Origin of the sequence: Pseudomonas panipatensis (assembly GCF_900099785.1) — a bacterium.
Taxonomy (GTDB): domain Bacteria; phylum Pseudomonadota; class Gammaproteobacteria; order Pseudomonadales; family Pseudomonadaceae; genus Pseudomonas; species Pseudomonas panipatensis.
The window spans coordinates 46962-71312 of record NZ_FNDS01000010.1 but is presented as its reverse complement, the minus strand read 5'-3'; the positions used below and the strand labels follow the sequence as shown (position 1 = coordinate 71312).

At 68.1% G+C, this 24351-nt stretch carries 18 protein-coding genes; 12 read left to right on the top strand and 6 right to left on the bottom strand.

Annotation, left to right across the window (positions count from 1 at the left end; genetic code table 11):
• Positions 1–251: 251 nt before the first annotated feature.
• From BLQ74_RS21505 to BLQ74_RS21485, 5 genes are all read left to right on the top strand, one after another.
• Complete coding sequence (locus BLQ74_RS21505) at positions 252–848, top strand: paraquat-inducible protein A (protein WP_090266188.1); 597 nt, start codon at positions 252–254, stop codon at positions 846–848.
• Positions 845–1489, top strand: coding sequence for a paraquat-inducible protein A (locus BLQ74_RS21500; protein ID WP_090266186.1), 645 nt, complete (start codon positions 845–847; stop codon positions 1487–1489). Before BLQ74_RS21505 ends, BLQ74_RS21500 begins: the two co-directional genes overlap by 4 nt.
• Positions 1473–3122 (top strand): PqiB family protein, encoded by a 1650-nt coding sequence (locus BLQ74_RS21495; RefSeq protein WP_090266184.1) that lies wholly within the window; start codon positions 1473–1475, stop codon positions 3120–3122. Before BLQ74_RS21500 ends, BLQ74_RS21495 begins: the two co-directional genes overlap by 17 nt.
• A gap of 15 nt (positions 3123–3137) precedes the next feature.
• Complete coding sequence (locus tag BLQ74_RS21490) at positions 3138–3707, top strand: PqiC family protein (protein WP_090266182.1); 570 nt, start codon at positions 3138–3140, stop codon at positions 3705–3707.
• A gap of 201 nt (positions 3708–3908) precedes the next feature.
• On the top strand, positions 3909–4241 hold the full coding sequence (locus BLQ74_RS21485; RefSeq protein ID WP_090266180.1) for a c-type cytochrome: 333 nt from the start codon (positions 3909–3911) through the stop codon (positions 4239–4241).
• A 54-nt stretch (positions 4242–4295) separates the two neighbouring features.
• Here the strand turns inward: BLQ74_RS21485 and BLQ74_RS21480 are convergent, their stop codons facing one another.
• Entirely contained in the window at positions 4296–5585 is a 1290-nt protein-coding gene (locus tag BLQ74_RS21480; protein WP_090266178.1) for an alginate export family protein, read from the bottom strand.
• Between the two features lie 232 nt (positions 5586–5817).
• Here BLQ74_RS21480 and BLQ74_RS21475 point away from each other — a divergent pair, with 232 nt between their 5' ends.
• The 4 genes from BLQ74_RS21475 (at position 5818) to BLQ74_RS21460 (ending at position 9181) form a co-directional block, all read left to right on the top strand.
• A complete protein-coding gene (locus BLQ74_RS21475) occupies positions 5818–6408 on the top strand; it encodes a DUF4337 domain-containing protein (protein ID WP_090266175.1) in 591 nt (196 codons plus the stop codon).
• A gap of 280 nt (positions 6409–6688) precedes the next feature.
• Positions 6689–7027 carry a carboxymuconolactone decarboxylase family protein gene (locus BLQ74_RS21470; RefSeq protein WP_090266171.1) on the top strand — a complete coding sequence of 113 codons (339 nt, stop codon included), beginning with the start codon at positions 6689–6691 and terminating at the stop codon, positions 7025–7027.
• A gap of 17 nt (positions 7028–7044) precedes the next feature.
• Complete coding sequence (locus BLQ74_RS21465) at positions 7045–8049, top strand: aldo/keto reductase (protein ID WP_090266169.1); 1005 nt, start codon at positions 7045–7047, stop codon at positions 8047–8049.
• Between the two features lie 70 nt (positions 8050–8119).
• The gene (locus BLQ74_RS21460) at positions 8120–9181 is read left to right on the top strand and encodes an NAD(P)-dependent alcohol dehydrogenase (protein ID WP_090266166.1); all 1062 of its coding nucleotides are present in this window, start codon (positions 8120–8122) and stop codon (positions 9179–9181) included.
• 94 nt (positions 9182–9275) lie between these two features.
• Here the strand turns inward: BLQ74_RS21460 and BLQ74_RS21455 are convergent, their stop codons facing one another.
• From BLQ74_RS21455 to BLQ74_RS21440, 4 genes are all read right to left on the bottom strand, one after another.
• Positions 9276–10544: an OmpP1/FadL family transporter gene (locus BLQ74_RS21455; RefSeq protein ID WP_090266163.1), complete on the bottom strand. Its 1269-nt coding sequence runs from the start codon at positions 10542–10544 to the stop codon at positions 9276–9278.
• A 240-nt stretch (positions 10545–10784) separates the two neighbouring features.
• On the bottom strand, positions 10785–11084 hold the full coding sequence (locus BLQ74_RS21450) for an ArsR/SmtB family transcription factor (protein ID WP_090266160.1): 300 nt from the start codon (positions 11082–11084) through the stop codon (positions 10785–10787).
• Positions 11085–11273: 189 nt separating this feature from the next.
• Entirely contained in the window at positions 11274–11873 is a 600-nt protein-coding gene (locus tag BLQ74_RS21445; protein WP_090266157.1) for an MliC family protein, read from the bottom strand.
• A gap of 311 nt (positions 11874–12184) precedes the next feature.
• The gene (locus BLQ74_RS21440) at positions 12185–12667 is read right to left on the bottom strand and encodes a BRO-N domain-containing protein (protein ID WP_090266155.1); all 483 of its coding nucleotides are present in this window, start codon (positions 12665–12667) and stop codon (positions 12185–12187) included.
• 454 nt (positions 12668–13121) lie between these two features.
• Here BLQ74_RS21440 and BLQ74_RS21435 point away from each other — a divergent pair, with 454 nt between their 5' ends.
• The 3 genes from BLQ74_RS21435 (at position 13122) to BLQ74_RS21430 (ending at position 23082) form a co-directional block, all read left to right on the top strand.
• On the top strand, positions 13122–13916 hold the full coding sequence (locus BLQ74_RS21435; RefSeq protein ID WP_090266153.1) for an alpha/beta fold hydrolase: 795 nt from the start codon (positions 13122–13124) through the stop codon (positions 13914–13916).
• A gap of 234 nt (positions 13917–14150) precedes the next feature.
• Positions 14151–14474 (top strand): hypothetical protein, encoded by a 324-nt coding sequence (locus tag BLQ74_RS27180; RefSeq protein WP_139199099.1) that lies wholly within the window; start codon positions 14151–14153, stop codon positions 14472–14474.
• A gap of 88 nt (positions 14475–14562) precedes the next feature.
• Complete coding sequence (locus BLQ74_RS21430; RefSeq protein WP_090266150.1) at positions 14563–23082, top strand: glycoside hydrolase family 94 protein; 8520 nt, start codon at positions 14563–14565, stop codon at positions 23080–23082.
• Here BLQ74_RS21430 and BLQ74_RS21425 read toward each other — a convergent pair.
• Positions 23071–24012 (bottom strand): slipin family protein, encoded by a 942-nt coding sequence (locus tag BLQ74_RS21425; protein ID WP_090266146.1) that lies wholly within the window; start codon positions 24010–24012, stop codon positions 23071–23073. The two genes, BLQ74_RS21430 and BLQ74_RS21425, sit on opposite strands and share 12 nt — an antisense overlap.
• Positions 24013–24351: the final 339 nt, after the last annotated feature.

Here is a 24351-nt window from a genome sequence, read left to right as displayed (position 1 = left end):
GCCGACGAGTGCCCGGCGCCGAGCCGAGCGCCGGCGAGTGGCGTGCCTGGAGTCTGGACGCCGCGCCCGTGGCGCTTACTGCCAATCGCTATCGTTGCCGTCTCTTCAATAACCAAATGGCTGGGTGCAAAACCCAACCAATCGCCGCGCGGCTGCTTCAATCAGTATGGAGAGCAATAGCGCGGGGCTGAAATGCGGTCCTGTGGCTATATCGGCTGGTCTGCCGTTACGGCATGCATCCTGAGCGCACCATGGCCCACAGCGACAAATTGATCATCTGCGAGTATTGCGATTCGGTTTATCGGCAGGCCGCTCTGGCCAAGCACCAAACCGCGCGCTGCGTGCGCTGCGGGGCGGTGTTGCAGCGCCACGACGGGCTTTCGCTGCAGCAGCGCCTGGCCCTGAGCCTGACCGCTGCGATCCTGCTGGTGTTCGCCAATTGCTATCCGGTGATGAGCATCAATTTCCAGGGGCTGAGAAACTCAGCGACGCTCTGGGACTCGGTGATGATCCTCAGCAGCGGTTCCATCACCTTCATCGCGCTGGTCGCCGCCCTGGCCATCATCATCGCGCCGATCGTCCAGGTCGCCTTGCTGATCTGGGTGCTCGGCTTCGCCCTGGCCGCGACCCGCGCACCGGCCTTCAATCTGTGCATGCGCGGCCTGGAGGGCTTGCGCCCCTGGAGCATGCTGGAGGTCTGCCTGCTGGGCGCGCTGGTCGCCGTGATCAAACTGGCCGGACTGCTCGATGTGATTCCCGGCGTTGGCCTGGTGGCGCTGGCGGCGCTCAGCGTCTTGCTGATCTACATCGCCGGGCGCGACGTGCGTGACCTATGGGATCAGCTGTGAGCTTGCCGCCGCTGGCGCCGGCCATGCACCTCTGCCTGTGCCATGGTTGCGGCCAGGCCTGCGATATAACGCGCCGGCCGCAGCGCTGCAGCCGCTGCGGCGCGCGGCTGCACGCGCGCAAGGCCAACTCGGTCGAACGCACCTGGGCTTTCCTGCTGGCCGCCCTGGTGTTCTATGTGCCGGCCAATCTGTTGCCGGTGATGCACACCAGCATGTTCGGCAGCGCCAGCGACAGCACCATCGTCGGCGGCGTCCTGGAGTTCTGGGAAAGCGGCGCCTGGGACATCGCCCTGATCATCTTTATCGCCAGCATCGGCGTGCCGGCGGTCAAGTTCCTTGCCCTGATCACCCTGCTCGTCAGCGTCCAGCGCGGCAGTCTCTGGGCGCGTCGGCAGCGCACCCAGTTGTACCGGCTGATCGAAGTCATCGGCTACTGGTCGATGCTCGACGTGCTGGTCGTGGCCCTGGTGGCGGCGCTGGTCCAGTTGCGTGAGCTGGGCACCATCGAGCCGCGTCCCGGCATCCTGTTCTTCGGCCTGGTGGTGGTCTTCACCATGTTGTCCGCGATGAGTTTCGAGCCGCGCCTGATCTGGCAGGCTCCCCCTTCCAAGGAGAAATCGGGCGATGCAAGAAGACACTGACGCACCGGTGCCGGGCGAGGCACAGGTCAAGACCCAGCGCTGGAGCGTTTCCCTGGTCTGGATCGTCCCCGTGGTGGCCTTGCTCATCGGCGCTTCGCTGGTGGTGCGCAACTGGATGCAGGAAGGTCCGGTCATCAGCATTACCTTCAAGACCGGCCAGGGTCTCGAAGCGCACAAGACGCAGGTCAAGTACCGCAACGTGGTGATCGGCGAAGTCACCGCCGTCGAGCTGGCCGCGGACAAGAAAAGCGTCTCGGCCAAGGTGCAACTGAACAAGGAAGCGGAGTCCTTCGCCACCCGCGACTCGGTGTTCTGGGTGGTGCGCCCGCGCATTGGCGCCGGCGGGGTGTCGGGCGTCGATACGCTGTTCTCGGGCAATTTCATCGGCGCCGACGCCGGCCAGTCCGGCGAGCGCGCCAAGACCTTCACCGGGCTGGAGTCGCCCCCGGCGATCACCTATGGCGAGCAGGGCAAGAGCTTCCACCTGCATGCCAGGGACCTCGGCTCGCTGGATATCGGCTCGCCGGTGTACTTCCGCAAGATCCCGGTGGGGCAGGTGGTGTCCTATGCCCTCGATCCGCAGGGCAAGGGCGTCGATATCGGTATCTTCGTGCTGGCGCCGAACGATGCGTTCGTCACCCAAGACACGCGTTTCTGGAATGCCAGTGGCGTCGATGTCGCCTTCGGCGCCGATGGCATCAAGGTCAATACCCAGTCGCTGTCGTCGATCCTCATCGGCGGGGTCGCCTTCGGCCTGCCGGAACGCAGCACGGTGGACCAGCCGGCCGCGGAAAAGGCCAGCTTCGAGCTGTTCGCCGACGAGCAGAGCGCCCTGGCGCCGCCCGACGGCCTCGCCCAGTATTTCCGCCTGCGCTTCGATGAGTCGCTGCGCGGCCTGAAGCCGGGGGCGCCGGTGGAATTCATGGGCATGGAAGTCGGCAAGGTGCTCTCGGTGCAACTGGACTTCGATATCAAGACCCGCACCTTCCCGGTCATCGTCGACGCGGTCCTGTTCCCGCAGCGGATCGGCCCGGCTCATCAGAAGATGATCGACGAGCTGAAGCACGTTCCGAGCAACCAGGAAGCCACCAGCCGGCTCCTCGCCAACTTCGTCGAGCACGGCCTGCGCGCGCAGCCGCGCACCGGCAACCTGTTGACCGGCCAGTTGTACATCTCCCTGGACTTCTACCCCGACGCGGCCAAGGTCGATTTCGATCCCTCCCTGCGGCCGTTCCGCCTGCCCACGATTCCGGGCAGCCTGGACAAGCTGCAGGATGAAGTGCAGAAGGTCATCGACAAGATCAACAAGCTGCCGCTGGAAAGCATCGCCAGCAACCTGAATGGCAACCTGGTGGAGATGCGCAAGGGCCTCAAGCATTTCAACGACCAGACCCTGCCCGGCGTACAGGCGACCCTCGACGACCTGCGCAAGACCCTGCAGTCGGCCAACACCACGCTGGACGAAGGCTCGCCCCAGCGCGAACAGGTGTCGCAGACCCTCAGGGAGCTGGAGCGCATGTCGCGTTCCCTGCGCGAGTTGTCCGATTACCTGAGCCGGCATCCGGAGTCGCTGCTGCGCGGTCGCCCGCAGAATGCCGAATCGACCAACCTGCAACCCCGTTCGAGCAACTGACAGGAGACCGCCAGCATGTCCGTCTTGCCCAAAGTGCTAGCCCTGAGCCTGCTCGCCTTGCTCGGCGCCTGCCGCAGCGATCCGATCCACTACCACACGCTGGTGCCGGCGACGGCCGACGCGCGCGGCGCGGCGTCGGACTTGGCCATCCAGGTCGAGCAGGTGCGGGTGCCGCCCCAGGTCGATCGCTCGCAGATCGTCATCCGCCAGAGCAACAGTGGCTTGGAAATCCTGGAAACCGAGTGGTGGGGCGCCAACCTCGACGAGGAGGTGCAAAGCGCCCTGGCGGAGCAGTTGAGCGCGTCGCCGGGGGCGGGCAGCAACAGCGCGCGCAAGGTGCGCCTGTGGGTGGAGGTGCTGCGCTTCGACTCGGTCCCCGGTCGCTATGCGTTGCTGGATGTGGTCTGGCGTTTCGGCGCGGCCGATACGAAAAGCGACAGGAGCTGCCACATGACCTTACAGACCCCGGCGGGCAACTCCATCGATGCCTTGGTCGTGGCGCACCAAGCCAACCTGCGCAAGCTCGCGGCGGCCATCGAATCGACCCATGGCAGCCTGGCCAACGGCTGCCCGCTGAGTTCCTGAGGCGGGTGCGAACGCCGGGACGGGGGCTCGCCGGCGGAGGCCGGGCGCTCAGCGCTGCTGGCTGGCGCGCTCAATGAATCGGCGCCTCATCCGGCGAACGGCGCCTGCCACGCCTATGCTCAATGTGCTGTCACAAAGATGGCGGATAGTCGTCATTCGGCCATCTGCCCATACCCCCTCACGGATTGCCTGGAGCGTGCGATGAAACATTCATGCGGTGTCCTGTTAGCGCTGGTCGCCTGTTCGGCGCTGGCGGCCGGGCCGAACGGCGAACAACTGTTCCACGACAATTGCAGCGTCTGCCATGGCGAGCGCGGCATGGGCGGCAGCGCACCGAAACTGGTGGGCGATGCCAGCGAATGGAAGCCCAAGCTGTTCGAGCGCGCCGTGCTCAAGGGTATCGACGATGCTGGCAAACCCTTGAAAACCCCGATGCCGCACTGGCAGCTCGCCAGTTTCAAGACGGACAACGGCAGGCAGCCGAGCAAGGCTGAAGTGGATGCCATTCAGCATTACCTGCACGAGCAAAAGTAGGCAGCGCGCCGGTCGCTGCGCAGCCGCGCGCGGCCGGCGCGGGCTGCGCTCGGCTCAGAGGCTGAACGAGGTGACCAGGGCGACGAAGGTCTGCTGCCTCTTCTCCCCGTAGAGCGCTGTCGCGCCTTGCCGGGGCTTCCACACACCGACGATCGGGACCAGGGCGAGGTGCTCGCTGAGGTAGGTCTCGACGTGCAGGTCCAGTTCGTCGGCGAGGTGCTCGGCCTCGCGTGCGCTGTCGAAACGGTAGGCCATGGCGCCGACCGCCAATCGCTCGCTGACGCTGGCGTTCAGCGACAGTCGGCTGACCTTGGCGTTCGAGTTGAACGGCCCGGCGAAGGTACCGGCGATCTCGCCCTGGACCCAGGTCGGCTCGCCGATCGTCGAGCCGTAGAACAAGGGATCGAAGGCTTCCGATTTGTCGCTCGCGGGGGCGTCGCCGGAGAAGCGCGAGTAGCGATAGCCGAGTTGCGGCGCCAGCGGCGCGGACTTGAACTGGTAGCTGGCGCCGGCATACCAGGCATAGGCATCGACCTGGCTGGAGCGTTCAGCGGCATAGCCGGCTTCGATCGAGAGTGACGGCACGCCCAGGTCGCTCTTGCCGCGCAGGTTGTAGACGTCGAGGCCGCTGCGCAGGGCGAACAGACCGTCGGCGACATGGCTGTCGACGTTGTTCACCGTGAAATAGGCGAGGCCGAGGGAGTTATCCTCGTCCACGGCGTAGTCGCTGTTCACCCCGTCGAGATGCGGCGTCCCCTGGCCATTGTTGCCCGACTCCAGATGAAAGCCCTCCAGCAGCCAGCCGTCGCTCGGGTGCAGCCGGAGGATCGCGCTGCGGGCGAACGAGGTGCGTCCGGACAGGTAGTACAGGCCGCCGCGATTGAAGCCGTTGCCCAGGCGTTCGCCATAGTTGAGCTGGTCGCCATCGATGAGGAAGCCATCGCCCATCTGGTAGTCCTGGCGCCCCGCGGACAGGTCGAACCAGTCGTTCTTCCAGCCGGCGAAGGCCGTATCGAAGTCCGTGCGGGATTCATGGCCGTTGCTGGTGGCCGATGCGTCGCCGTCGCCGACAATCTTCGAGGTCATGATGCCGACCCCCGCATAGGCCGCGCCGCCCCCTAGCGGCGTTGTGCCGGAGAAGCCACTGCGCACATAGCTCTCCAGCCACTGCACGCTGCGCGCTTGCGCCGTGCCGAAGTCGTACGAGCTGTAGAGCGGCGCCGCAGTGATCTCCAGGTTGAAGTCCAGGCTTCCCTGCGCGCCTTTGTAGAGTTCCAGGGCCTGGGCCGTGCCGAGCGTGCCGAGAAGGGACGACAGCAGCAGACTTCTGAACGTTGTTCTCATGCGTGGTCTTCCCGAGGGGCGGCGGCGTGCCCTGGCCTCGTTGAAGAAAGACCCGGACACCCTGGCAAGCGTAGTTGCTCCCGAGAGCGCTGCGGGGCGGTTGTTCAGTCGGTCCCATGCCTGCCTCGCGGCAGGCGAGCCAGAGCCTGCGCGAGCGCCGCCACGGGCACTGCTGAAAGTCGCGTTCAGTTGCTAGAATCGCGCGCCATCGCGCAGCCTGGAGTACCGCCGCATGTCCACCGAATATGAAGTCCACGGCCCCCACGACCATGAAGTGGAGCACTCGATTCACCAGCGCAAACGAGACCGCCTGACCGGCGCCATCGCCGTGACCACGGCGATCCTGGCCACCGTCGGCGCCATCTTCGCCTACCAGGGCGGCGCCGCCGAAAGCCAGGCGCTGTACTACAAGAACGAGGAAGCCATCGCCAAGACCGAGGCGGCCAACCAGTGGAGCTACTACCAGGCCAAGGGCGAAAAGCAGAATCTCGCCGAGCTGGGAGCAGTGCTGGCGGCGAGCGATCCGCAGAAGAGCGCGCATTTCGCCGAGGAAATCCACAAGTACCAGCAGCAGAAGGAGCAGATTCGCGCCAAGGCCCAGGAGCTGGAGCAGCAGGTGGCGCTGAACGCCGAGCGCAGCGAGGGCGAGTTGCACCTGCATCACCGCTGGGCGCAGGGCACCATGCTGATTCAGGTCTCCATCTCGCTGGCGGCGATCTGCCTGCTGACTCGGCGGCGGTGGATGCAGTACGCCACCTACGGCGTCGCGGCCAGTGGTGGGTTGGTCGGCCTGTCGGCGCTGCTGCATTTCCACCTCGGCTGATCGCCGCCGCAGCGATCACGCAGCGGCGCGCCCATCCCCGGGCACAGCCGCTGGCCTGAGCGCCCGACCCGGTCCCGGACGGGCAGGGCGCTTTGATGAATTTCGCGCATAAGAGCATGCGGGTTATGCGGCTTAATCGCTAAGTCGTCACTGGCTACCATGCTCGCCATGGGCTGCCGCCAGCCGTCGTACCGAGGCTGGCGCCCCCCGGCCCGCGCACGGCGCCGCTCTAGCAGAAGCGAGCGCCGGGGCGGCCCCGTCCCCATCCGGAGAACTCCCCATGAGCGATGACCTGAGCCCCGCGCGCAAAGCCTTCGGCCAGATCGCCCCGGCGCTGGCCGGCTATACCGACGAGGTGCTGTTCGGCGATGTCTGGCAACGTCCAGGCCTGTCGCCGCGCGATCGCAGCTTGATCACCGTGGCCAGCCTGGTCGCGCTCTACCGCGACAACGAATTGCCGTTCCACCTGAACAAGGCGCTGGACAACGGCATCAGCCGCGACGAGCTGGTCGAGCTGATCACCCACCTGGCCTTCTACTCCGGCTGGCCGACCGCCTCCACCGCCCTGGGCGTCGCCCAGCGCGTCTTCACCGAGCGCGGCGCCGAGTCCGCCGCCTGAACCACGGAGCCACACACATGGAATACCGTTACCTGGGGCGCAGCGCCTTGAAAGTGTCGCCGCTGTGCCTGGGCGCGATGATGTTCGGCGGCGAAACCGATGAAGCCACCGCCAAACGCATCATCGACAAGGCCGCCGAGCAGGGCGTCAACTTCCTCGACAGCGCCGACGTCTACCATGCCGGCCGCTCGGAGCAGATCGTCGGCCGCGCCATCGCCGCACAGCGCGATCACTGGGTGCTCGCCACCAAGTTCGGCTATGTGGGCGGCGAGGGGCCGAACCAGCAGGGCCAGTCGCGCAAGTGGATCATGCAGTCGGTGGAGGCCAGCCTGAAGCGCCTGGGCAGCGACTACATCGACATCCTCTACTTCCACCGCGCGCTGCCCGATGCGCCGCTGGAAGAGGGCCTGCGCGCCATCGACGACCTGATTCGCCAAGGCAAGGTGCGCTACTACGGCCTCTCCAATTTCCGTGGCTGGCGCATCGCCGAGGTCGCGCGCCTGGCCGACCAGCTCGGCATGCAGCGGCCCACTGCCAGCGAGCCACTGTACAACCTGGTCGACCGCACCGCGGAGGTGGAGCAACTGCCGGCGGCCGCGCACTACGGCCTCGGCGTGGTCTCCTACAACCCGCTGGCGCGTGGCGTGCTGACCGGCAAATACGCCGTCGATGCCGCGCCACCGGCGGACTCGCGGGTCGCCCGCGGCGACAAGCGCATCCAGCAGACCGAGTGGCGCGCGGAGTCGCTGCAAGTCGCCCAGGCGATCGCCGAACGCGCCGCCGCGCGCGGCACCACCTCGATCGCCTTCGCCCTGGCCTGGGTGCTCAACAACCGCCTGATCAGCTCGGCCATCGCCGGGCCGCGCACCGAGGCGCAATGGGACAGCTACCTGGACGCCCTCGAGCTGCGCCTGGACGCCGAGGACGAGCGCCTGGTCGATAGCCTGGTGCCGCCCGGCCATGCATCGACCCCGGGCTACAGCGACCCGGCCTATCCCATCGAGGGCCGCGTCAGCCGCTGAGCCGCAGCCGACACCCGGCCAGGGCTGGCCGCCACCGCATTCACCCCCCGTGCTTCAAGGAGCGCCGCGCATGAAAATCATCGGTTACGCCGCCCAGTCCGCCACAGCCCCGCTCGCGCCTTTCAGCTTCGAGCGCCGCGCGCTGCGGCCCAACGATGTGGCCATGGAAATCCTCTACTGCGGCGTCTGCCATTCCGACCTGCACCAGGCGCGCAACGATTGGGGCTTCAGCCGCTATCCGCTGGTGCCCGGCCACGAGATCGTCGGTCGTGTCAGCGAAGTCGGCAGCGAGGTCAGCCGGCACAAGGTCGGTGATCTGGTCGCGGTCGGCTGCATGGTCGATTCCTGCCAGGTCTGCGACCAATGCCGCAAGGGCGACGAGCAACTGTGCCGCGAACACCACACGCAGACCTACAACGACCGCGACCGTGTCACCGGCGAGACCACCTACGGCGGCTACGCCAAGCACCTGGTGGCGCGCCAGGAGTTCGTCCTGCGCCTGCCGCAAGGGCTCGACCCGTCGCGCGCCGCGCCTTTGCTCTGCGCCGGCATCACCACCTACTCGCCGCTGCGCACCTGGAACGTCGGGCCGGGCAGTCGCGTCGGGGTGATCGGGCTCGGCGGTCTCGGCCACATGGCGGTCAAGCTCGCCGTCGGGCTCGGTGCCCAGGTCACCGTGCTCAGCCGCAGCGCCGACAAGCGCAGCGACGCCCTGGCCCTGGGCGCCCACGGCCTGCTGGTGTCCAGCGACGCCCAGGCCATGGCCGCGGCGCAGTGCGCCTTCGACCTGATCATCGACACCGTGCCGGTGCGCCATGACGTCTCGCCCTACATGCCGCTGCTGGATGTCGACGGCACCCTGGTCATCGTCGGCCAGGTCGGACCGATCGACGAACTGGTGACCATCCCGCTGATCCTCGGCCGGCGCCGCCTGGCCGGCTCGGTGATCGGCGGCATCGCCGAGACCCAGGAGATGCTCGACTTCTGCGCGCAGAAGAACATCCTCCCGGAGTGCGAAATGATCCGCATGGAGCAGATCAACGAAGCCTTCGAGCGCATGGAGCGCTCGGACGTGCGCTACCGCTTCGTCATCGACATGGCCTCGCTGCCGTCCAGCTACGCCTGGAGCTGAAGCGCGCCGCGGCGCGCCGACCCGGCGCGAAAAAAAGCCCGCCAGGCGGCGGGCTGAAGCGGAAGCGAAGGCGCAGGCCGACGCACGGGGCGCGTCAGAACTTCCAGGCGTAGCCGACGCCGAGAATGTCCTGGCTCATCTTCAGGTTGGCTTCGCCGCCGCCGAAGGCTTGCGGGATGGAGCCATTGCCATCGACGGTTTTCTTGAAGCCATGGGTATAGGCCAGGTTCAGTTCGCTGCTCGCTGACGGACTCCAGGTCAGGCCGAGGCTGGCGTGGTCCTGGATGACGCCGGGGGCGAGGATGTTGAGGAAGGTCTGGCTGCCGGGGATCGGCTGCTCGGCGTGGCTGTAGCCGCCGCGCAGGGTCAGCTCGGGCAGCAGGGCGTAACTGGCGCCGAACTTGTAGACGGTGATGTCGCGCCAGCCGAAGCCGGGGCCGTCCTTGGCGCCGAAACGGTTGCCGGCGAACAGCGACTGCACGTCGAAATCGTTGCCCACCGAGCGCACGTGGCCGTACTTGATCTCCTGTACGTCGGCGCCCAGGGTCAGGCGTGGCGTGAGCTTGTAGGACAGCCCCGCGCCATAGTTTTCCGGTACGTCGAAGCTGCCGCCGCTGGCGAACAGGCCGGCGTAACGATCGAACTTGGCGGCCTTGATCTTCGACGCCCAGGTCAGGCCGAGGGTGAGGTCATCGGTGAGCTGGCCCTGCCAGCCGAGGCGGATGCCGACCCCGGTCGAGCTGTCGTGACCGTGATCGTTCAGATGGGCGCTGTCGCTGGAGAACATCGGGTTGGCGAAGGCGCTCAGGCCCTTGGCGGCGAAGCGCTGGTAGACGACGTTGAGGCCGATGCCGAAGGACTGCCGCTCGGTGAACTTGTAGGCCACGGACGGGGTGATGAATACCTGGGTGAAATCGACCCCGACGCTGTTCTTGCTGCCGAAGGCCGCATAGGGGTTGCTGCGGTAGTCGGTGTTCATGCCGCCGTTGCCGTACACCGCCAGGCCGACGCCGAGCTTGTCGTTGAGCTGCTTGCTGACGCCGAACTCGGGAATCACGAAGGTGTTCTTGGCGTTGCCGTTGTAATGGCCATTGGCGCCGGCGCCATTGCCTTCGATTTCCGCGCTGCGATCGGGGGCGAAGAGGGTGGCGCCGACGTCCAGGCGATCGCCGATCCAGGCCGTGCCGGCGGGGTTGTTGGCCGCGGCCAGGGCGTCCTGCGGCTGGGCGATGCTGACCCCGGCCTGGCCCTGGGCCTTGATGCCGTAGCCGTGGAAGAAATAGCCGTTGGTGGCGTGCGCGGCCGGGCTGGCAAGGCTGCCCAGGGCCACCAGGCTGGCGAGCAGGCGTGGTTGGTACTGCATGATTTCTGACACTCCCCATGGTCTTGTCGGCGATGCGCCGTAAGCGAGGGTGTCAATTTAATAGAATGCATAATATCTAACTATAATATTAAATCCTATTGTTATTCCTTAAGAGTCTATGAGGGGCCGGAGAACGGCCCGCTGCGGCGTTGCCGATACCTGAGCAAACGCATGGCACGCGCCTCGGCCATTGCCGGCGCGGCGCTGCGCACAGGGTGGCTTCAGGCGCGGCTCAACGGCTCAAGGACGCGGGCAGTAGAGCAGGTAGAGGGTGCCGAGCAGGTGCAGGACCTTGGGGTCCTTGACCGAGTAGAAGATGCGCTTGCCGTCGCGCCGCGTATCGACCAGGCCTTCGCTGCGCAGTACGCCGAGCTGCTGCGACAGGTTGGGCTGCTGGATGCCGAGCAGTTCCTCCAGCTCGCCCACCGAACGCTCGCCCTGACTGAGCTGGCAGAGCAGCATCAGGCGGTCGGGGTGGCTCAACGAGCGCAGGATGTTGGCGGCCTCGCCGGCGGCCAGACGCATCTGCTGGATGTCCATGGGGCTCTCTACGCGTGGGTGGAGACGGCAGTATAGGGAAAGGCGGAATTTCCTGAAAACATTCAGTGGGATGGCCGCGGCGGCCAAGGAATCCCCGCGCCTGGGACGGTGCCGCCGGCCAGTCGCCTGCCTGCCGATCACTATGTTTTTTTGCATAACGTAATGCTGGCGCGAGCGGCTTGGCCGCTGTCACTGTCCCTGGCGCAGCGTGCAGCGCATGGGCGCAGCGCCGTAGCCCCAGGTGACCTGCGCCACGCCGTGCTTCTCCACCAGGCTTTCGTTGCGCCCCTGGTAGCTGGCGCCGCTGCCAGCCTGTTGCTGGACCATCAGCGAGGTCTCGTCGCCGAACTCGACGACCGCGGTCGGTGGATCGGTGGGGTAGTAGGTGGCGATCACCGCCTTGGCCGGCTGCCCATCGCAGGCATACTGCAGCGGGCCCTTGCCCTCGATCAGTTGGTAGCGCGCCTGCAACTCGGCGATGCGCCGGCGGTAGCTGTCGCGCACGCAGAGCGGGCGGTCGTCGGCCTTCCAGCAGTCGTCGCGCCCCTTGATCCAGCCGCGCTGCTCAGCCTTGAGGGTCGGCGGGTGCTCGTTAGCGGCCTTGACCAACGCTTGCTGGTAGACCCTGTCCATCTGCTGGTCGAGTTCGCCGAGCGCCGGCGTCTGGCAGACCAGCGCTGCGATGCTGCCTTTCTCGGCCTTGGCGCAATCGAAGGCGGGCGCGGCGCTGGCAGCGTTCAGGCAAAGGCCGAGCAGGGCCAACAAGGCGACTAGGTGGCGGACGGGCATGGCGGCTCCAGGGGCAGGCGAATCCTCTCCAGCAGCATAGCCATCGCGCGCTGGCTCAGGCGTGCCGGTCGGGGCCGCCCAGGCATAGGCCGTGCGCTCGGCAAAAAAAGACCGCCCCGCAGGCCGGTCGAGGCTGACCGTAGTGTTGCAGCGCAATCAGCCGCGCTTGAGCACCAGGGTGAGGATGTCGTAGCTGGCCACCAGTTCGCCGAGCTGGTTGGTCACGTCTGCTCAACCCATCCTACGGTGCCACATGGGGATGGTCGGGATTCGTAGGATGGCGTTGAGCGCAGCGATACCCATCGCTTCGGCTAGGCGCCGGACTCCATCAGGCGTACGGCGTCGCCCAGTCTCACCCAGAGCGTGCCCTGCCAGTCGAGCAGGCTCATGTCATGGCCTTGTAGCTGTTGGAGGCGTCGGCGCGGTAGGTGGGGGTTGTTTTGCTGGGCGTCGCGCAGCACCGGCACGACGTCGTTGCTCAGCCATTGCCGGAGGCTGCGGTTTTCCGGGTGGTAGAAGTGCACCATCAGCAGGGTGTAGACGCCGCTCTCGCTGATCAGCAGTTCTTCCTCGCACGCGCCGTGCGCGCCCAGCAGCCGCTCGCTGCGGCACTGGTCGCTGTCGAGTTTGTGGATCACCCGCTGGGTGATGCGGCTGTTGGTCAGGCGCGCCAGGTCTCGGCCGACGAACCACGCCTGGCGCTCGATGAGCAGGGCACGCAATTGCCGGTGATGGCGCAGGAATACCGAGGGGATGAGGCCGCTGTCGGCCGGGGAAGAGGGGGTAGGGGTCATGCTGTCGCTCCTTGCTGCATTCAAGAAGCCGCCACCGCAAACAACCGAAAGGGAGGCGGACCGTGCAAGGGTGGAAAACCGGATCACAAGCAGCCGGCCGGACCGAAGTCCGCCTCGCACGGTCCGCCATAGAGAACCAGGACGCACTGAGCACCTGATGCCCAATGCGCCCCGCTAAGGCGTACCACTTGTGATGCAGGTTTCCACACCTGGCCACGGCAAGCCGTGGCAGACGGAACGCTACTCAGCGAGCGCGTAGGACAGCAATGCCGAGGGAGTGTAGGACATTTCCTCATCGCTGAATCGGCCGCTGCGCTTCGGCGGATGCGTCGAGTCGCCGCGTCGATCGGTCTCCTGCCTGCCAATCGGGCATGCAGCCGGCGTGCGCGGCGTCGTATCCTCCTGCCGGACCCGCTCGTGCGGTCCTGGCGTTCAAGGCAGTGGAGTGTAAGCGATGCAGCAGATGGCGACCCGGCAACACTGGATCAACACCCCGCAGGGGCGGCTGTTCGCCCAGTGCTGGAGCCCGGCCGAGCGCGGCGGCGCGCCCATCGTGCTGTTGCACGACTCGCTGGGCTGCGTGGCCCTGTGGCGTGATTTTCCCGAACGCCTGGCGCAGGCCAGCGGGCGCCGGGTGATTGCCTATGACCGGCTGGGCTTCGGCCGTTCGGACGCCCATCCGGGCCGACTGCCGCCGAGTTTCGTCGAGGATGAGGCGCGCGGCGGCTTTCAGGCACTGTGCGAACAGCTCGATCTGAGCCGCTTCGTGGTGCTTGGCCACAGCGTCGGCGGCGGCATGGCGGTGGGCTGTGCGGCCGCCCATGGAAGTGCGTGCGCGGGGCTGATCACCGAGTCCGCACAGGCGTTCGTCGAGGTCGACACGCTGGATGGCATTCGCGCGGCCGAGCGCGAGTTCGCCGCGCCGGGGCAACTGGAGCGCTTGCGCAAGTACCACGGCGACAAGGCTGAATGGGTGCTGCGCGCCTGGGTCGATAGCTGGCTGTCGGAGGCCTTCAGCCAGTGGAACCTGGACCGCCAGTTGCCGCTGGTGCGCTGCCCGCTGCTGAGCCTGCATGGCGACCGCGACGAGTACGGCTCGCTGCGTCATCCCGAGCGCATCACCGCGCTGGCGTCCGGCCCGGCGCAGCGGCAGGTGCTGCCGGACTGCGGCCACGTGCCCCATCGGGAGCAGCCGGCGGCGGTGCTGGCGGCGATCACGGCCTTCCTGGCGCAGCCGCTGACTGTCTAGCCAGTACGCCGATGCCCTTGCCGCGCGCTTGAAGAAAGGCGGTTTGGTCCTCTGCCGGGGGCGATGTCCAAGGGAAGCAATGCGGGAGTACGTGCCTTCGCTCCCGGCATGGCGCCTGGCTGTCCGTTGGCGCCTTACGTGCGCCAACGCACCGACACAGGCACGGCCTACCTGCGAGGGTGGCGGAGCCGGTGAGAGGCATCGGCAATGTCAGGGGGCGACTCAGAGGTGAGCATGAGTACAGGCAACACACTGAGGGTATCCGGCTGCCCGCCCGACGAGCCTCGCAGCCGCGGCGATAGCGTTGCGGCGAGTCCGCCCACGGAACCGCCAGGGCAGAACGCGCCGCTGGCCGCGCCAGAGGGCAACGCCGAGCCGATCGACAGGTGGTTGCGGCGGGTCGCGGTGCTCAAGACGAATTGGCGCAGGATGCTCAAGGAACGGCAGCTCAAGCGAAGGGTGCGGGTGCGCAAGATCGCCGAGGCGGTGGGGAAGGGCTATGCCATGACCCGCGAAGAGGCCAACCGGATGGCCAGCAAGCTGTTCGACCGCGACTGAATCTGTAGCGCCTGTGCGCCGCCATGGCGCGTTGGCAGGCGCCTGCTGAATCGCCCATCCATCCCCAGCAGCTAGCGGATACCCAGCCATGAACTCGAATCTTCCGCGGGTCTTCGGACGCTCTCGCTCAGCGCCGCCCTGGGACAGCCTGGCCCCGGTGCGCGAGGAGCTGTTCGGCATCGAGCGCCTCGAACAGCACGCGCAGACTTTGGCGGTGGCACAGCAGGTCACGGAGCGGCCAACGTCTGTGTTGCCGCTGCACCTTCGCCTGAACGCCAACGCCACGGTGCTGCTGGCGGCCTACCGGGCCAGCGCGGCGGAACTGGAAAGCGGCCACGCGGTGGTGCCGGCCGCGGAATGGCTGCTGGACAACTACCACATCGTCGAGGAGCAGATCCGCGAGGTCCGCGATGACCTGCCGCCGGGCTACTATCGGCAACTGCCGAAGCTGGCCGCGGGACCCTTCGCCGGCTACCCGCGGGTCTTCGGCCTGACCTGGGCGTTCGTCGCGCACACCGACAGCCACCTCGATCTCGATCTGCTGCGGCGCTTCATCTGTGCCTACCAGCGGGTCCAGCCGCTGACCATCGGCGAGCTGTGGGCCGTGGCCATCACCTTGCGCATCGTGCTGATCGAGAACCTGCGGCGGCTTGCCGAGCAGATCGACAGTGGACGGGTCGCCCGCGCCGATGCCGATGCGCTGGCCGACCGCCTGCTCGCGCCCGGTGGCGCCCGCACGGCGCTGGATGCCGATATCGCCACCCGCCCGGCGGGGCCGCTGTCGGAGATATTCGCCGCGCAACTGGCCAAGCGCCTGCGCGACCAGGACCCGCGCAGCACCCCGGCGCTCGGCTGGCTGGAGGAGCGCCTGCAGCAGCAGGGCGTGGCCATCGACGAGGTGGTGCAGCACGCGCAGCAGCGCCAGGGCGCATCGAACGTCACGGTGCGCAACGTGATCACCAGCATGCGGCTGATTTCCGATACTGACTGGGCCAGGCTGTTCGAGAGCGTCAGCCTGGTGGACGCGCGGCTGCGCAGCGAAAGCGCCTTCGCCGCGATGGATTTCCCGACGCGCAATCTCTACCGCAATGCCATCGAACAACTGGCGCGCGGCTCGCCGCTCAATGAACAGCAGGTCGTCGAGCAGGTCCTGGAGTGCGCCCGCCAGGCGGCCCGCAACGCCACGCAGGACGAGGTCGAACGAACGCGTGCCGCCGACCCTGGCTACCATCTGATCGCCCAGGGCCGTTTGCCCCTGGAGCGGGCCATCGGTTTCCGCGCACCGCTGCGCCTGCGTATCAGCCGCTTCAATGTGCGCCTGGGGATGGGTGGCTATCTCGGCGCCATTCTGCTGCTCAGCGTCTTGCTGCTGGCGCTGCTGTGCCTCGCGCTGAGCGGGCCGGCGCTGGCGTCGGGCTGGCTGCTGTTGTTCCTGCTGTGCCTTAGCGTGCCGGTCAGCGAGGTGGCCACGGCGCTGGTCAACCGCATGGTCACCTGGAGCTTCGGCGCGGTGACCCTGCCGGGCCTGGAGCTGCTCGCCGGGGTGCCGCACGCGCTGCGCACCCTGATTGCCGTGCCGACGCTGCTGGGCAGCGAGGCGGAATTGCTGGAGCAGGTCGAGCGGCTGGAGGTGCACCATCTGGCCGGCATCGGAGGCGACCTGGCGTTCGCCCTGCTGGTCGATGGCGTCGATGCCCAGGAGGAGGTGCTGGACAGCGACACGCCCCTGCTGGAAACGGCCGCCGCGGCGATCGAGCGCCTGAACCAGCGCTACGGCCCCGGCCCTGGCGGCCAACGCTTCTTCCTGCTCTGCCGGCGCCGCCTGTTCAATGCCAGTGAAGGGTGCTGGATGGGCTGGGAGCGCAAGCGCGGCAAACTGCACGAGCTGAACCGCCTGCTGCGCGGCGCCAGCGATACCAGTTTCATGAGCGTCGCCGACCAGCCGCTGCGGGTTCCGGCTGGCGTGCGCTTCGTCATCACCCTCGACGCCGATACCCGCCTGCCGCGCGAGGCGGCGCTGCGCCTGATCGGCAAGATGGCGCATCCGTTGAACCGCCCGCGTTTCGACGCCCGCCAGCAGCGCGTGGTCAATGGCTACGCCATTCTGCAGCCGCGGGTGACACCGTCGCTGCCGATGGGTGGCGAAGGCTCGTTGTACCAGCGGCTGTTCTCCGGGCCCGCCGGCATGGACCCCTACGCGGCGGCCGTGTCGGACATCTACCAGGATCTGTTCGGCGAAGGCTCCTACACCGGCAAGGGCATCTACGATGTGGATGCCTTCGAGGCCGCGCTGGCCGATCGGGTCGCGGACAATCGACTGCTCAGCCATGACCTCTTCGAGGGCATCTTCGCCCGCGCCGGGCTGGCCTCGGATGTCGAGGTGGTCGAGGAGTCGCCGGCGCGCGTCGATGTCGCTACCCGACGCCTGCACCGCTGGACCCGCGGCGACTGGCAACTGCTGCCGTGGGCGCTCGGGCACTGGCGCGGGGTCACTCGCGTGCCGCTGGTCGGCCGCTGCAAGATGCTCGATAACCTGCGCCGCTCGCTGTTCGCCCCCTTCGCCCTGGCCAGCCTGCTGCTCTGCTGGTGGCCGCCCTTGCCGCAAGCGGCGCTCGCCACCCTGTGCGTGCTGATGATCCTGGCGATCCCGGTGCTGCTGCCGGTTCTCTGTGGCTTGCCGCCGCAGCGCCGTGGCATTCGCTGGCGCACGCACTTCGGCACGCTCGGCACCGATTTCTGCCGCGCCTGCCTGCAACTGCTGCTGTCGCTGGCGTTCCTCCCGCATCAGGCCTGGAACATGGGCGACGCCATCGTCCGCAGCCTGTGGCGGATGACCGTCAGCCACCGGCACCTGCTGGAGTGGACCACTGCCGCGCAGTCATCCAGCCGGCCGCTTCCCGACCTGCCCGGCAGCTACCGGCAGATGGCCGGTGGCACCGCGCTGGCGCTGCTGGCGGGCGCCGTCGGCCTGCTGGCGCTGACGGCGAACTGGCCGCTGATCCTGCCGCTGCTGCTGCTCTGGCTGGGCGCACCGATACTCGCGCTGTACAGCAGCCAGCCGCCGCGGCCCGCGCGGCGGCTCAGCCTGTCGCCGGCGGACGCCGAAGCCCTGCGGCTGCTGGCGCGGCGTACCTGGCGCTTCTTCGAGACTTTCGTCACCCCGGCGGATAACCTGCTGCCGCCGGACAACTTCCAGGAGCAGCCGAAGCCGGTGCTCGCCCATCGCACCTCGCCGACCAACATCGGCCTGTACCTGCTGTCCACGGTGGCCGCGCGCGATTTCGGCTGGGCCGGCAGTTGCGAGACGCTGGAGCGCCTGGAAGCGACCCTGGCGGTGCTGGACCGGCTGCCACGCAGCCACGGGCATTTCTTCAACTGGTACGCCACCGGCGATCTGCGCGTCCTCGAACCGGCCTATGTGTCCTCGGTGGACAGCGGCAATCTCGCCGGGCACCTGATCGTCCTCGCCAACGCCTGCGAGGAATGGCGCGTCAACCCGCTGGCGGCGGAGGCGCGCCAGGGGTTGCTGGACGACCTGCAGATGGTCCGCCAGGCCATTGCCGAGTTGTCCATCGTCGGCGCCGAGGCGTTGCGCCAGTTGAATGCCGAGCTGGAGGAAATCCGTGTCGCCCTGGAAGGGCCGCAAGCCTTGGAGGCGCTGCTGCCCAGCCTGCGCCGGCTGGCCGAGAAGCTGGCACGGGTGGCGCACGGCATGCTGCCCGCCGAGCGGAGCATCGACAGCGACGATCTGCTGTTCTGGATCGAGGCATTGTGCAAGGCGCTGGCCGAGCACAGCCGCGACCGCCAGGCCCAGGCGCGCGCCGGACTCGACGAGCGTCTGCAGCGCCTGGCCGATACGGCGCGGGCGCTGGCCATGGGTATGGACTTCGGCTTCCTGCTCAACCAGGAGCGCAAGCTGCTGTCGATCGGCTATTCCCAGGATGACAACCGCCTCGATGCCGGTTGCTACGACCTGCTGGCCTCGGAAGCGCGGCTGGCCAGCCTGTTCGCCATCGCCAAGGGAGACTTGCCGACTCGCCACTGGTTCCGCCTGGGGCGCACGGCGACGCCGGTGGACAGTGGCGCGGCGCTGATCTCCTGGTCCGGCTCGATGTTCGAGTACCTGATGCCGTCGCTGGTCATGCGCGCGCCGGACGGCAGCCTGCTGGAGCAGAGCAACCGCCTGGTGGTGATCGCGCAGGCGGCCTATGGTGCCAGGCTCGGCCTGCCCTGGGGCGTCTCGGAGTCGGCCTACAATGCGCGTGACGCGGAGTTCACCTACCAATACTCCAACTTCGGCGTGCCCGGCCTCGGCCTCAAGCGCGGCCTGGCGGAAAACGTGGTGATCGCGCCCTATGCCACCGGCCTGGCGGCCATGGTCGATGCGCAGGCGGCGTGCCGCAACTTCGCGCGGCTGGCGGAGATGGGCGCGCTCGGCCGCTATGGCTTCTACGAGGCGCTGGACTTCACCCGCACGCGGCTGCCGGAGGACGCCAGCATGGCCATCGTGCGCAGCTTCATGGCCCACCACCAGGGCATGACCATCGTCGCCATCGCCAATGCCCTGCAGGACGGGCGCATGCGCTGCCGGCTGCACCGCGAACCGATGATTCAGGCCAGCGAGTTGCTGTTGCAGGAGCGCGTGCCGCGGGACGTGGCGCTGGCGCATCCGCGTGCCGAGGAAGTCCGCGTGGCGGCGACCGAAGAACACGGCGAAGCCTCGTCGCTGCGGCGCATCGACGCCGCGGCCGGCGGGCCGCCGATTACCCATCTGCTGTCCAACGGCCGTTACGCGCTGATGCTCACCGCCACGGGCGCCGGTTATAGCCGCTGGGGCGACATCGCCGTGACCCGCTGGCGCGAGGACAGCACCTGCGATGCCTGGGGCAGCTTCATTTTCCTGCGCGACGTGCAGAGCGGCGCGCTCTGGTCGGCGACCCTGCAACCCAGCGGCGTCGCGGTGGAAAACAGCGAGGTGCGGTTCGACGAGGATCACGCCGAATTCATCCAGAGCGACGGCTCGCTGATGGTCAGCCAGGTGGTCCTGGTGTCCGGCGAGGACGACGGCGAAGTGCGCCGGGTGTCGCTGATCAACCACGGCCGGCGGCCACGGGAAATCGAGCTGACCTCCTATGCCGAAGTGGTCCTGGCGACGCCGGCCGCCGACAACGCCCACCCGGTCTTCTCGAAGATGTTCGTGCAGAGCGAATACCTCGCCGAGTTCAACGCGCTGGTCGCGACCCGGCGGCCACGCTCGCCTGGCGAGGCGCCGATCTGGGCGGCGCATTTCGCCGTGGTCGAGGGCGAGGTGAGCGCCGAGCCGCAATACGAGTCCGACCGCGCGCGTTTCCTCGGCCGGGGCCACGGCCTCCGCGACGCACAGGCATTGGCCGGGCACCGGCCCCTGTCGAACAGCCATGGCACCGTCCTCGATCCGATCTTCTCGTTGCGCCAACGCCTGCGGGTGGCGCCCGGCAAAGTCGCGCGGGTGGCCTTCTGGACGGTGGTCGCCAGTTCCCGCGAGGCGCTCCTGGACCTGATCGACAAGCACCATGAGCGCAATGCCTTCGAGCGCGCCAAGACCCTTGCCTGGACCCAGGCCCAGGTGGAACTGCGCGACCTCGGCATCGACCCCGAGGAAGCCGCGGACTTCCAGCGCCTGGCCGCACCCATCCTGTATGCCGACCCGCGCTTCCGCGCCCCGGCGGAAGCCATCCGCCGCGGCGCCGGCAGCCAGGCCGGACTGTGGCCGCTGGCGATTTCCGGCGACCTGCCGATCGTGCTGCTGCGCATCGACGAGATCGAGGACCTGGCCCTGGTCCGGCAGTTGCTGCGGGCCTGCGAGTACTGGCGGAAGAAAGGCCTGGACGTCGATCTGGTGATCGTCAACGAGCGCGCCTCGTCCTATGTCCAGGACTTGCAGGTGGCCATCGAAACCTCGGTGCGCAGCTGTCAGTCGCGCCCGCACCTGCCGGGGCAGTCTCCCTGCGGCGGCGTGCACACCCTGCGTGCCGACCTGATGAGCCTGGAGGCGCGGGAGCTGCTGCAGTCCGTGGCGCGGGTCAGCCTGATGGCCCGGCGCGGCTCGATCGCCGCGCAGCTCGCCCGCCTGGCGCAGCCGCCGCTGGACAGCGGCGAAGGCCGCCAGGCGCCCGCGCCGGGGCCGGTATTGCCGGCGCCGCCGGTCACCGAAGGGCCGCCGTCGCTGGAGTTCTTCAATGGCCTGGGTGGCTTCGACCGCGACGGCGGCGAGTACCTGATCGTTCTCGAACGCGAGCAGAACACCCCGGCGCCGTGGATCAATGTGATCGCCAACGCCGCCTTCGGCTTCCAGGTTTCGGCGGAGGGCAGTGGCTATACCTGGGCCGGCAACAGCCGCGACAATCAGCTCACGCCCTGGTCCAACGACCCGGTCGCCGACCCGCTGGGCGAGGTGTTCTACCTGCGTGACGAAGACAGCCGCGCGCTGTGGAGCGTCACCGCGCGGCCGATCCGCGACGCCGGTACCTACCGCGCGGCGCACGGCTTCGGCTACAGCCGTTTCAGCCATACGGCGCATGGCATCGCCGCGGAGCTGCTGCAGTACGTGCCGCTGGATGACCCGTTGAAGATTTCCCGTCTGACCCTGCGCAACCTGTCCGGGCGCCCGCGGCGGATCTCGGTCACCGCCTATGTGGAGTGGGTGCTGGGCACCGCGCGCGGCGCCTCGGGGCCGTTCATCCAGACGGAACACGACACCAGCAGCGGTGCGCTGCTGGCGCACAACCCCTGGAGCCTGGCGTTTTCCTCACGAGTGGCCTTCGTGCATCTGGACGGCCGCTTGAGCGCCTGGACCGCCGACCGTGGCGAGTTCCTCGGCCGCAACGGCAGTCCGGCGGCGCCGCGTGCGCTGCTCGGCGACGCGCCGCTGTCCGGGACCTGCGGCGCCGGCCTCGACCCCTGCGCGGCGCTGCAGTGCGAGGTCGAACTGGGCATCGGCGAATCGGTCGAGGTGCTGGCCCTGCTGGGCCAGGCCGGCTCGGCCGAAGAGGCGCGGACCCTGCTGTTGCGCTACCGCATGGCCGATCTCGACGCGCTGCTGGAGGCGGTCAGGCGACATTGGCACGGGCTGCTCGGCGCCATCCAGGTGCGCACCCCGGACCGCGCCATGGACGTCATGCTCAACGGCTGGCTGCTCTATCAGACCCTGGCCTGCCGCATCCGCGCGCGCTCGGCGTTCTACCAGGCCAGCGGCGCCTATGGCTTCCGCGATCAGTTGCAGGACTCCCTGGCGCTGTCGTTCGCCTGTCCCGAGGAGACCCGGCGCCACCTGCTGCGCGCCGCCGGCCGGCAGTTCGTCGAGGGCGACGTGCAGCACTGGTGGCTGCCGCAGACCGGGCAGGGCGTGCGCACGCGGATATCCGACGATCGCGTGTGGCTGGCCTTCGCCTGTGCGACCTATATCGCGACCTCGGCGGATAGCGCGGTGCTCGACGAGCCGCTGGCGTTCCTCGAAGGGGCGCCGCTGCATCCCGACGAGAGCGACGCGTTCTTCCAGCCGATGCTGGCGGATCACAGCGCGTCGCTGTTCGAGCACTGCGCCCGTGGCCTCGACCAGTGTCTGGAGCTGACCGGCGCCCATGGCCTGCCATTGATCGGCACCGGCGACTGGAACGACGGCATGAACCGGGTCGGCGCCGGTGGCGAGGGCGAGAGCGTCTGGCTCGGCTGGCTGCTGCTGCGCACCCTGCATCTGTTCGCGCCGCTGGCCGCTGGCCGCGACGAGGCACGCGCGCAGCGCTGGCGCGAACATGCCGTGCTGTTGCAGCGTGCGCTGGAGCGGGAAGCCTGGGATGGCGAGTGGTACCGCCGGGCGACCTTCGACGATGGCACCTGGCTGGGATCGGCGGCGGCCGAGGAATGCCGGATCGATGCCATCGCGCAGTCCTGGGCGGTGCTCTCCGGCGGTGCCGCCGCCGACCGCGCCGCGACCGCCATGGAGTCGATGGAGCGGCTGTTGATCCGCCGCGCCGATGGCCTGGCCTTGCTGTTCACGCCGCCCTTCGACCGCGCGCCGGTCGATCCCGGCTACATCAAGGGCTATCCGCCGGGCCTGCGCGAGAACGGCGGGCAGTACAGCCACGCGGCCATGTGGAGCATCCTTGCGCTGACCCGCCTGGGCGAGGGCGACAAGGCCGCCGAACTGTTCGCCCTGCTCAACCCGATCAACCATGCGCGCACGCCTGACCAGGTGCAGCGCTACAAGGTCGAACCCTATGTGGTGGCCGCGGATGTGTATTCCGTCGAACCGCACGTCGGCCGCGGCGGCTGGACCTGGTACACGGGCGCGGCCGGCTGGATGTACCAGGCCGGCGTGGAGGGCATCCTCGGCCTGCGCCGGGAGGGTGCCTGCCTGGTCATCGATCCCTGTATCCCGCGCGACTGGCCGGGTTACGAGCTGCGCCTGACCCTCGGCGAGAGCCGCTACGAGATCAGCCTGGTTCGCCTCGGCCAGGCGTGCCGGGGCCTGCAGCGCGCCGTGCTGGACGATGCGCCACTGGCCTGTGCAGACGGCCGGGTGCGCATCGCCCTGGCGGCCGGTGCGCACCACCTGCAACTATTTCTCTAGCGGCCAGGCCTGCAAGGTGAGTGGGTCGGCGCCGTGCAAGTCCTCGGAGGCCTGGCCGCCCGGCGTCTGCATGGCGGGCGCCGGCGGCGCCGAGCTGCGCTGGGTCGCCAGCGACACGGCGACGGCGGCGGCAGGGTTCATGCTGTCGACCATCGAGCTGGGAATCAGGATGGTCGTCCCGCGTTCCTTGGTGGTTTCGTAGATGATGTTCATGGCCCGTAACTGCAGGGCCGATGGATAGCCGGCATAGACCTTGGCCGCGTCGACGAAGCGGCTGGCGATCTCCGCTTCGGCCGAACCGAGGATGATCCGCGCCTGCTTTTCGCGTTCCGCCTGGGCCTGGCGTGACATCGCATCCTGCAGTGCCACCGGGATGGCCACGTCGCGGATTTCCACCGAGCTGACGGTCACGCCCCATTCCAGGGTCTTCTCGCCGATCTCACGGCACAATTGCTGGTCGGAGCTGCGCCGGTCGGAGAGCAGCGCGGCGAGCATCGACGAGCCGATCATCTCGCGCAGCGAGGTCTGCGCCACCCGGTCGATGGCCTGGCGATAGTCGGTGATCGCCAGGGCGGCCTTTTGTGCGTCATGCACGTGCCAGAAAATGATGGCGTCGACGTTGACCGGCACGGTGTCGCGGGTCAGCGCCTGCTCGGCGTTGAAGGCGGTGGTCTGGATGCGCTCGTCGATCACCGCGACCACGTTGTCCAGCACCGGGATGATCGCGAACAGCCCCGGCCCCCGCACGCCCTGTAGCTTGCCGGCGCGCAGTACGACGAATTTCTGCCAGGTGTTGGCCATCTTCAGGGTCTGGGAAACCACCACGGCGGCCACCAGCAGGACGATACCCAGGACCAGGAGGCCGCTGTAGAGGAGCAGGGCGCCGAAGGCGGCGAGAACGGCGACGGCGAAGGCGGTGATGGGATTCATGGCGGACCTCTGGCGATGATCGGACGAGCCTGCCCACCAGGCTGAGCCTGGGACGCCCCGCCGTCTGTGCGCTGTGCCACCCTGGGCGGCGCCCGGCCGGCCTTACGTGCGTCGGCGCACCGACCCGGCGGGCCGCGCCTGGCATGCTGCGTCGACGACCTTCGCGATTCGGCGAGCGTCGCGATGCCTTCAGAGGTCGAACATGAGCACTCCGAACAATCACGGCAGCAGGGGCGAGACATCGGCAGGCGGCGATTCGCACCGGCAGTCTTCGCCGACCCGGAACAAGCCTGGGCAGGGTGACGAGGCGAACCGGGACGGGCAGGCCAACGGGCCGCG

Bases quoted from the DNA above. Each gene is read 5' to 3' on its own strand.
- BLQ74_RS21445 (WP_090266157.1), bottom strand. From the start codon at position 11,873: ATGCCCGTCCGCCACCTAGTCGCCTTGTTGGCCCTGCTCGGCCTTTGC.
- BLQ74_RS21505 (WP_090266188.1), top strand. From the start codon at position 252: ATGGCCCACAGCGACAAATTGATCATCTGCGAGTATTGCGATTCGGTT.
- BLQ74_RS21435 (WP_090266153.1), top strand. From the start codon at position 13,122: ATGCAGCAGATGGCGACCCGGCAACACTGGATCAACACCCCGCAGGGG.
- BLQ74_RS21455 (WP_090266163.1), bottom strand. From the start codon at position 10,544: ATGCAGTACCAACCACGCCTGCTCGCCAGCCTGGTGGCCCTGGGCAGC.
- BLQ74_RS21490 (WP_090266182.1), top strand. From the start codon at position 3,138: ATGTCCGTCTTGCCCAAAGTGCTAGCCCTGAGCCTGCTCGCCTTGCTC.
- BLQ74_RS21425 (WP_090266146.1), bottom strand. From the start codon at position 24,012: ATGAATCCCATCACCGCCTTCGCCGTCGCCGTTCTCGCCGCCTTCGGC.
- BLQ74_RS21495 (WP_090266184.1), top strand. From the start codon at position 1,473: ATGCAAGAAGACACTGACGCACCGGTGCCGGGCGAGGCACAGGTCAAG.
- BLQ74_RS21430 (WP_090266150.1), top strand. From the start codon at position 14,563: ATGAACTCGAATCTTCCGCGGGTCTTCGGACGCTCTCGCTCAGCGCCG.
- BLQ74_RS21485 (WP_090266180.1), top strand. From the start codon at position 3,909: ATGAAACATTCATGCGGTGTCCTGTTAGCGCTGGTCGCCTGTTCGGCG.
- BLQ74_RS21440 (WP_090266155.1), bottom strand. From the start codon at position 12,667: ATGACCCCTACCCCCTCTTCCCCGGCCGACAGCGGCCTCATCCCCTCG.
- BLQ74_RS21465 (WP_090266169.1), top strand. From the start codon at position 7,045: ATGGAATACCGTTACCTGGGGCGCAGCGCCTTGAAAGTGTCGCCGCTG.
- BLQ74_RS21480 (WP_090266178.1), bottom strand. From the start codon at position 5,585: ATGAGAACAACGTTCAGAAGTCTGCTGCTGTCGTCCCTTCTCGGCACG.
- BLQ74_RS21460 (WP_090266166.1), top strand. From the start codon at position 8,120: ATGAAAATCATCGGTTACGCCGCCCAGTCCGCCACAGCCCCGCTCGCG.
- BLQ74_RS21470 (WP_090266171.1), top strand. From the start codon at position 6,689: ATGAGCGATGACCTGAGCCCCGCGCGCAAAGCCTTCGGCCAGATCGCC.
- BLQ74_RS21450 (WP_090266160.1), bottom strand. From the start codon at position 11,084: ATGGACATCCAGCAGATGCGTCTGGCCGCCGGCGAGGCCGCCAACATC.
- BLQ74_RS27180 (WP_139199099.1), top strand. From the start codon at position 14,151: ATGAGTACAGGCAACACACTGAGGGTATCCGGCTGCCCGCCCGACGAG.
- BLQ74_RS21475 (WP_090266175.1), top strand. From the start codon at position 5,818: ATGTCCACCGAATATGAAGTCCACGGCCCCCACGACCATGAAGTGGAG.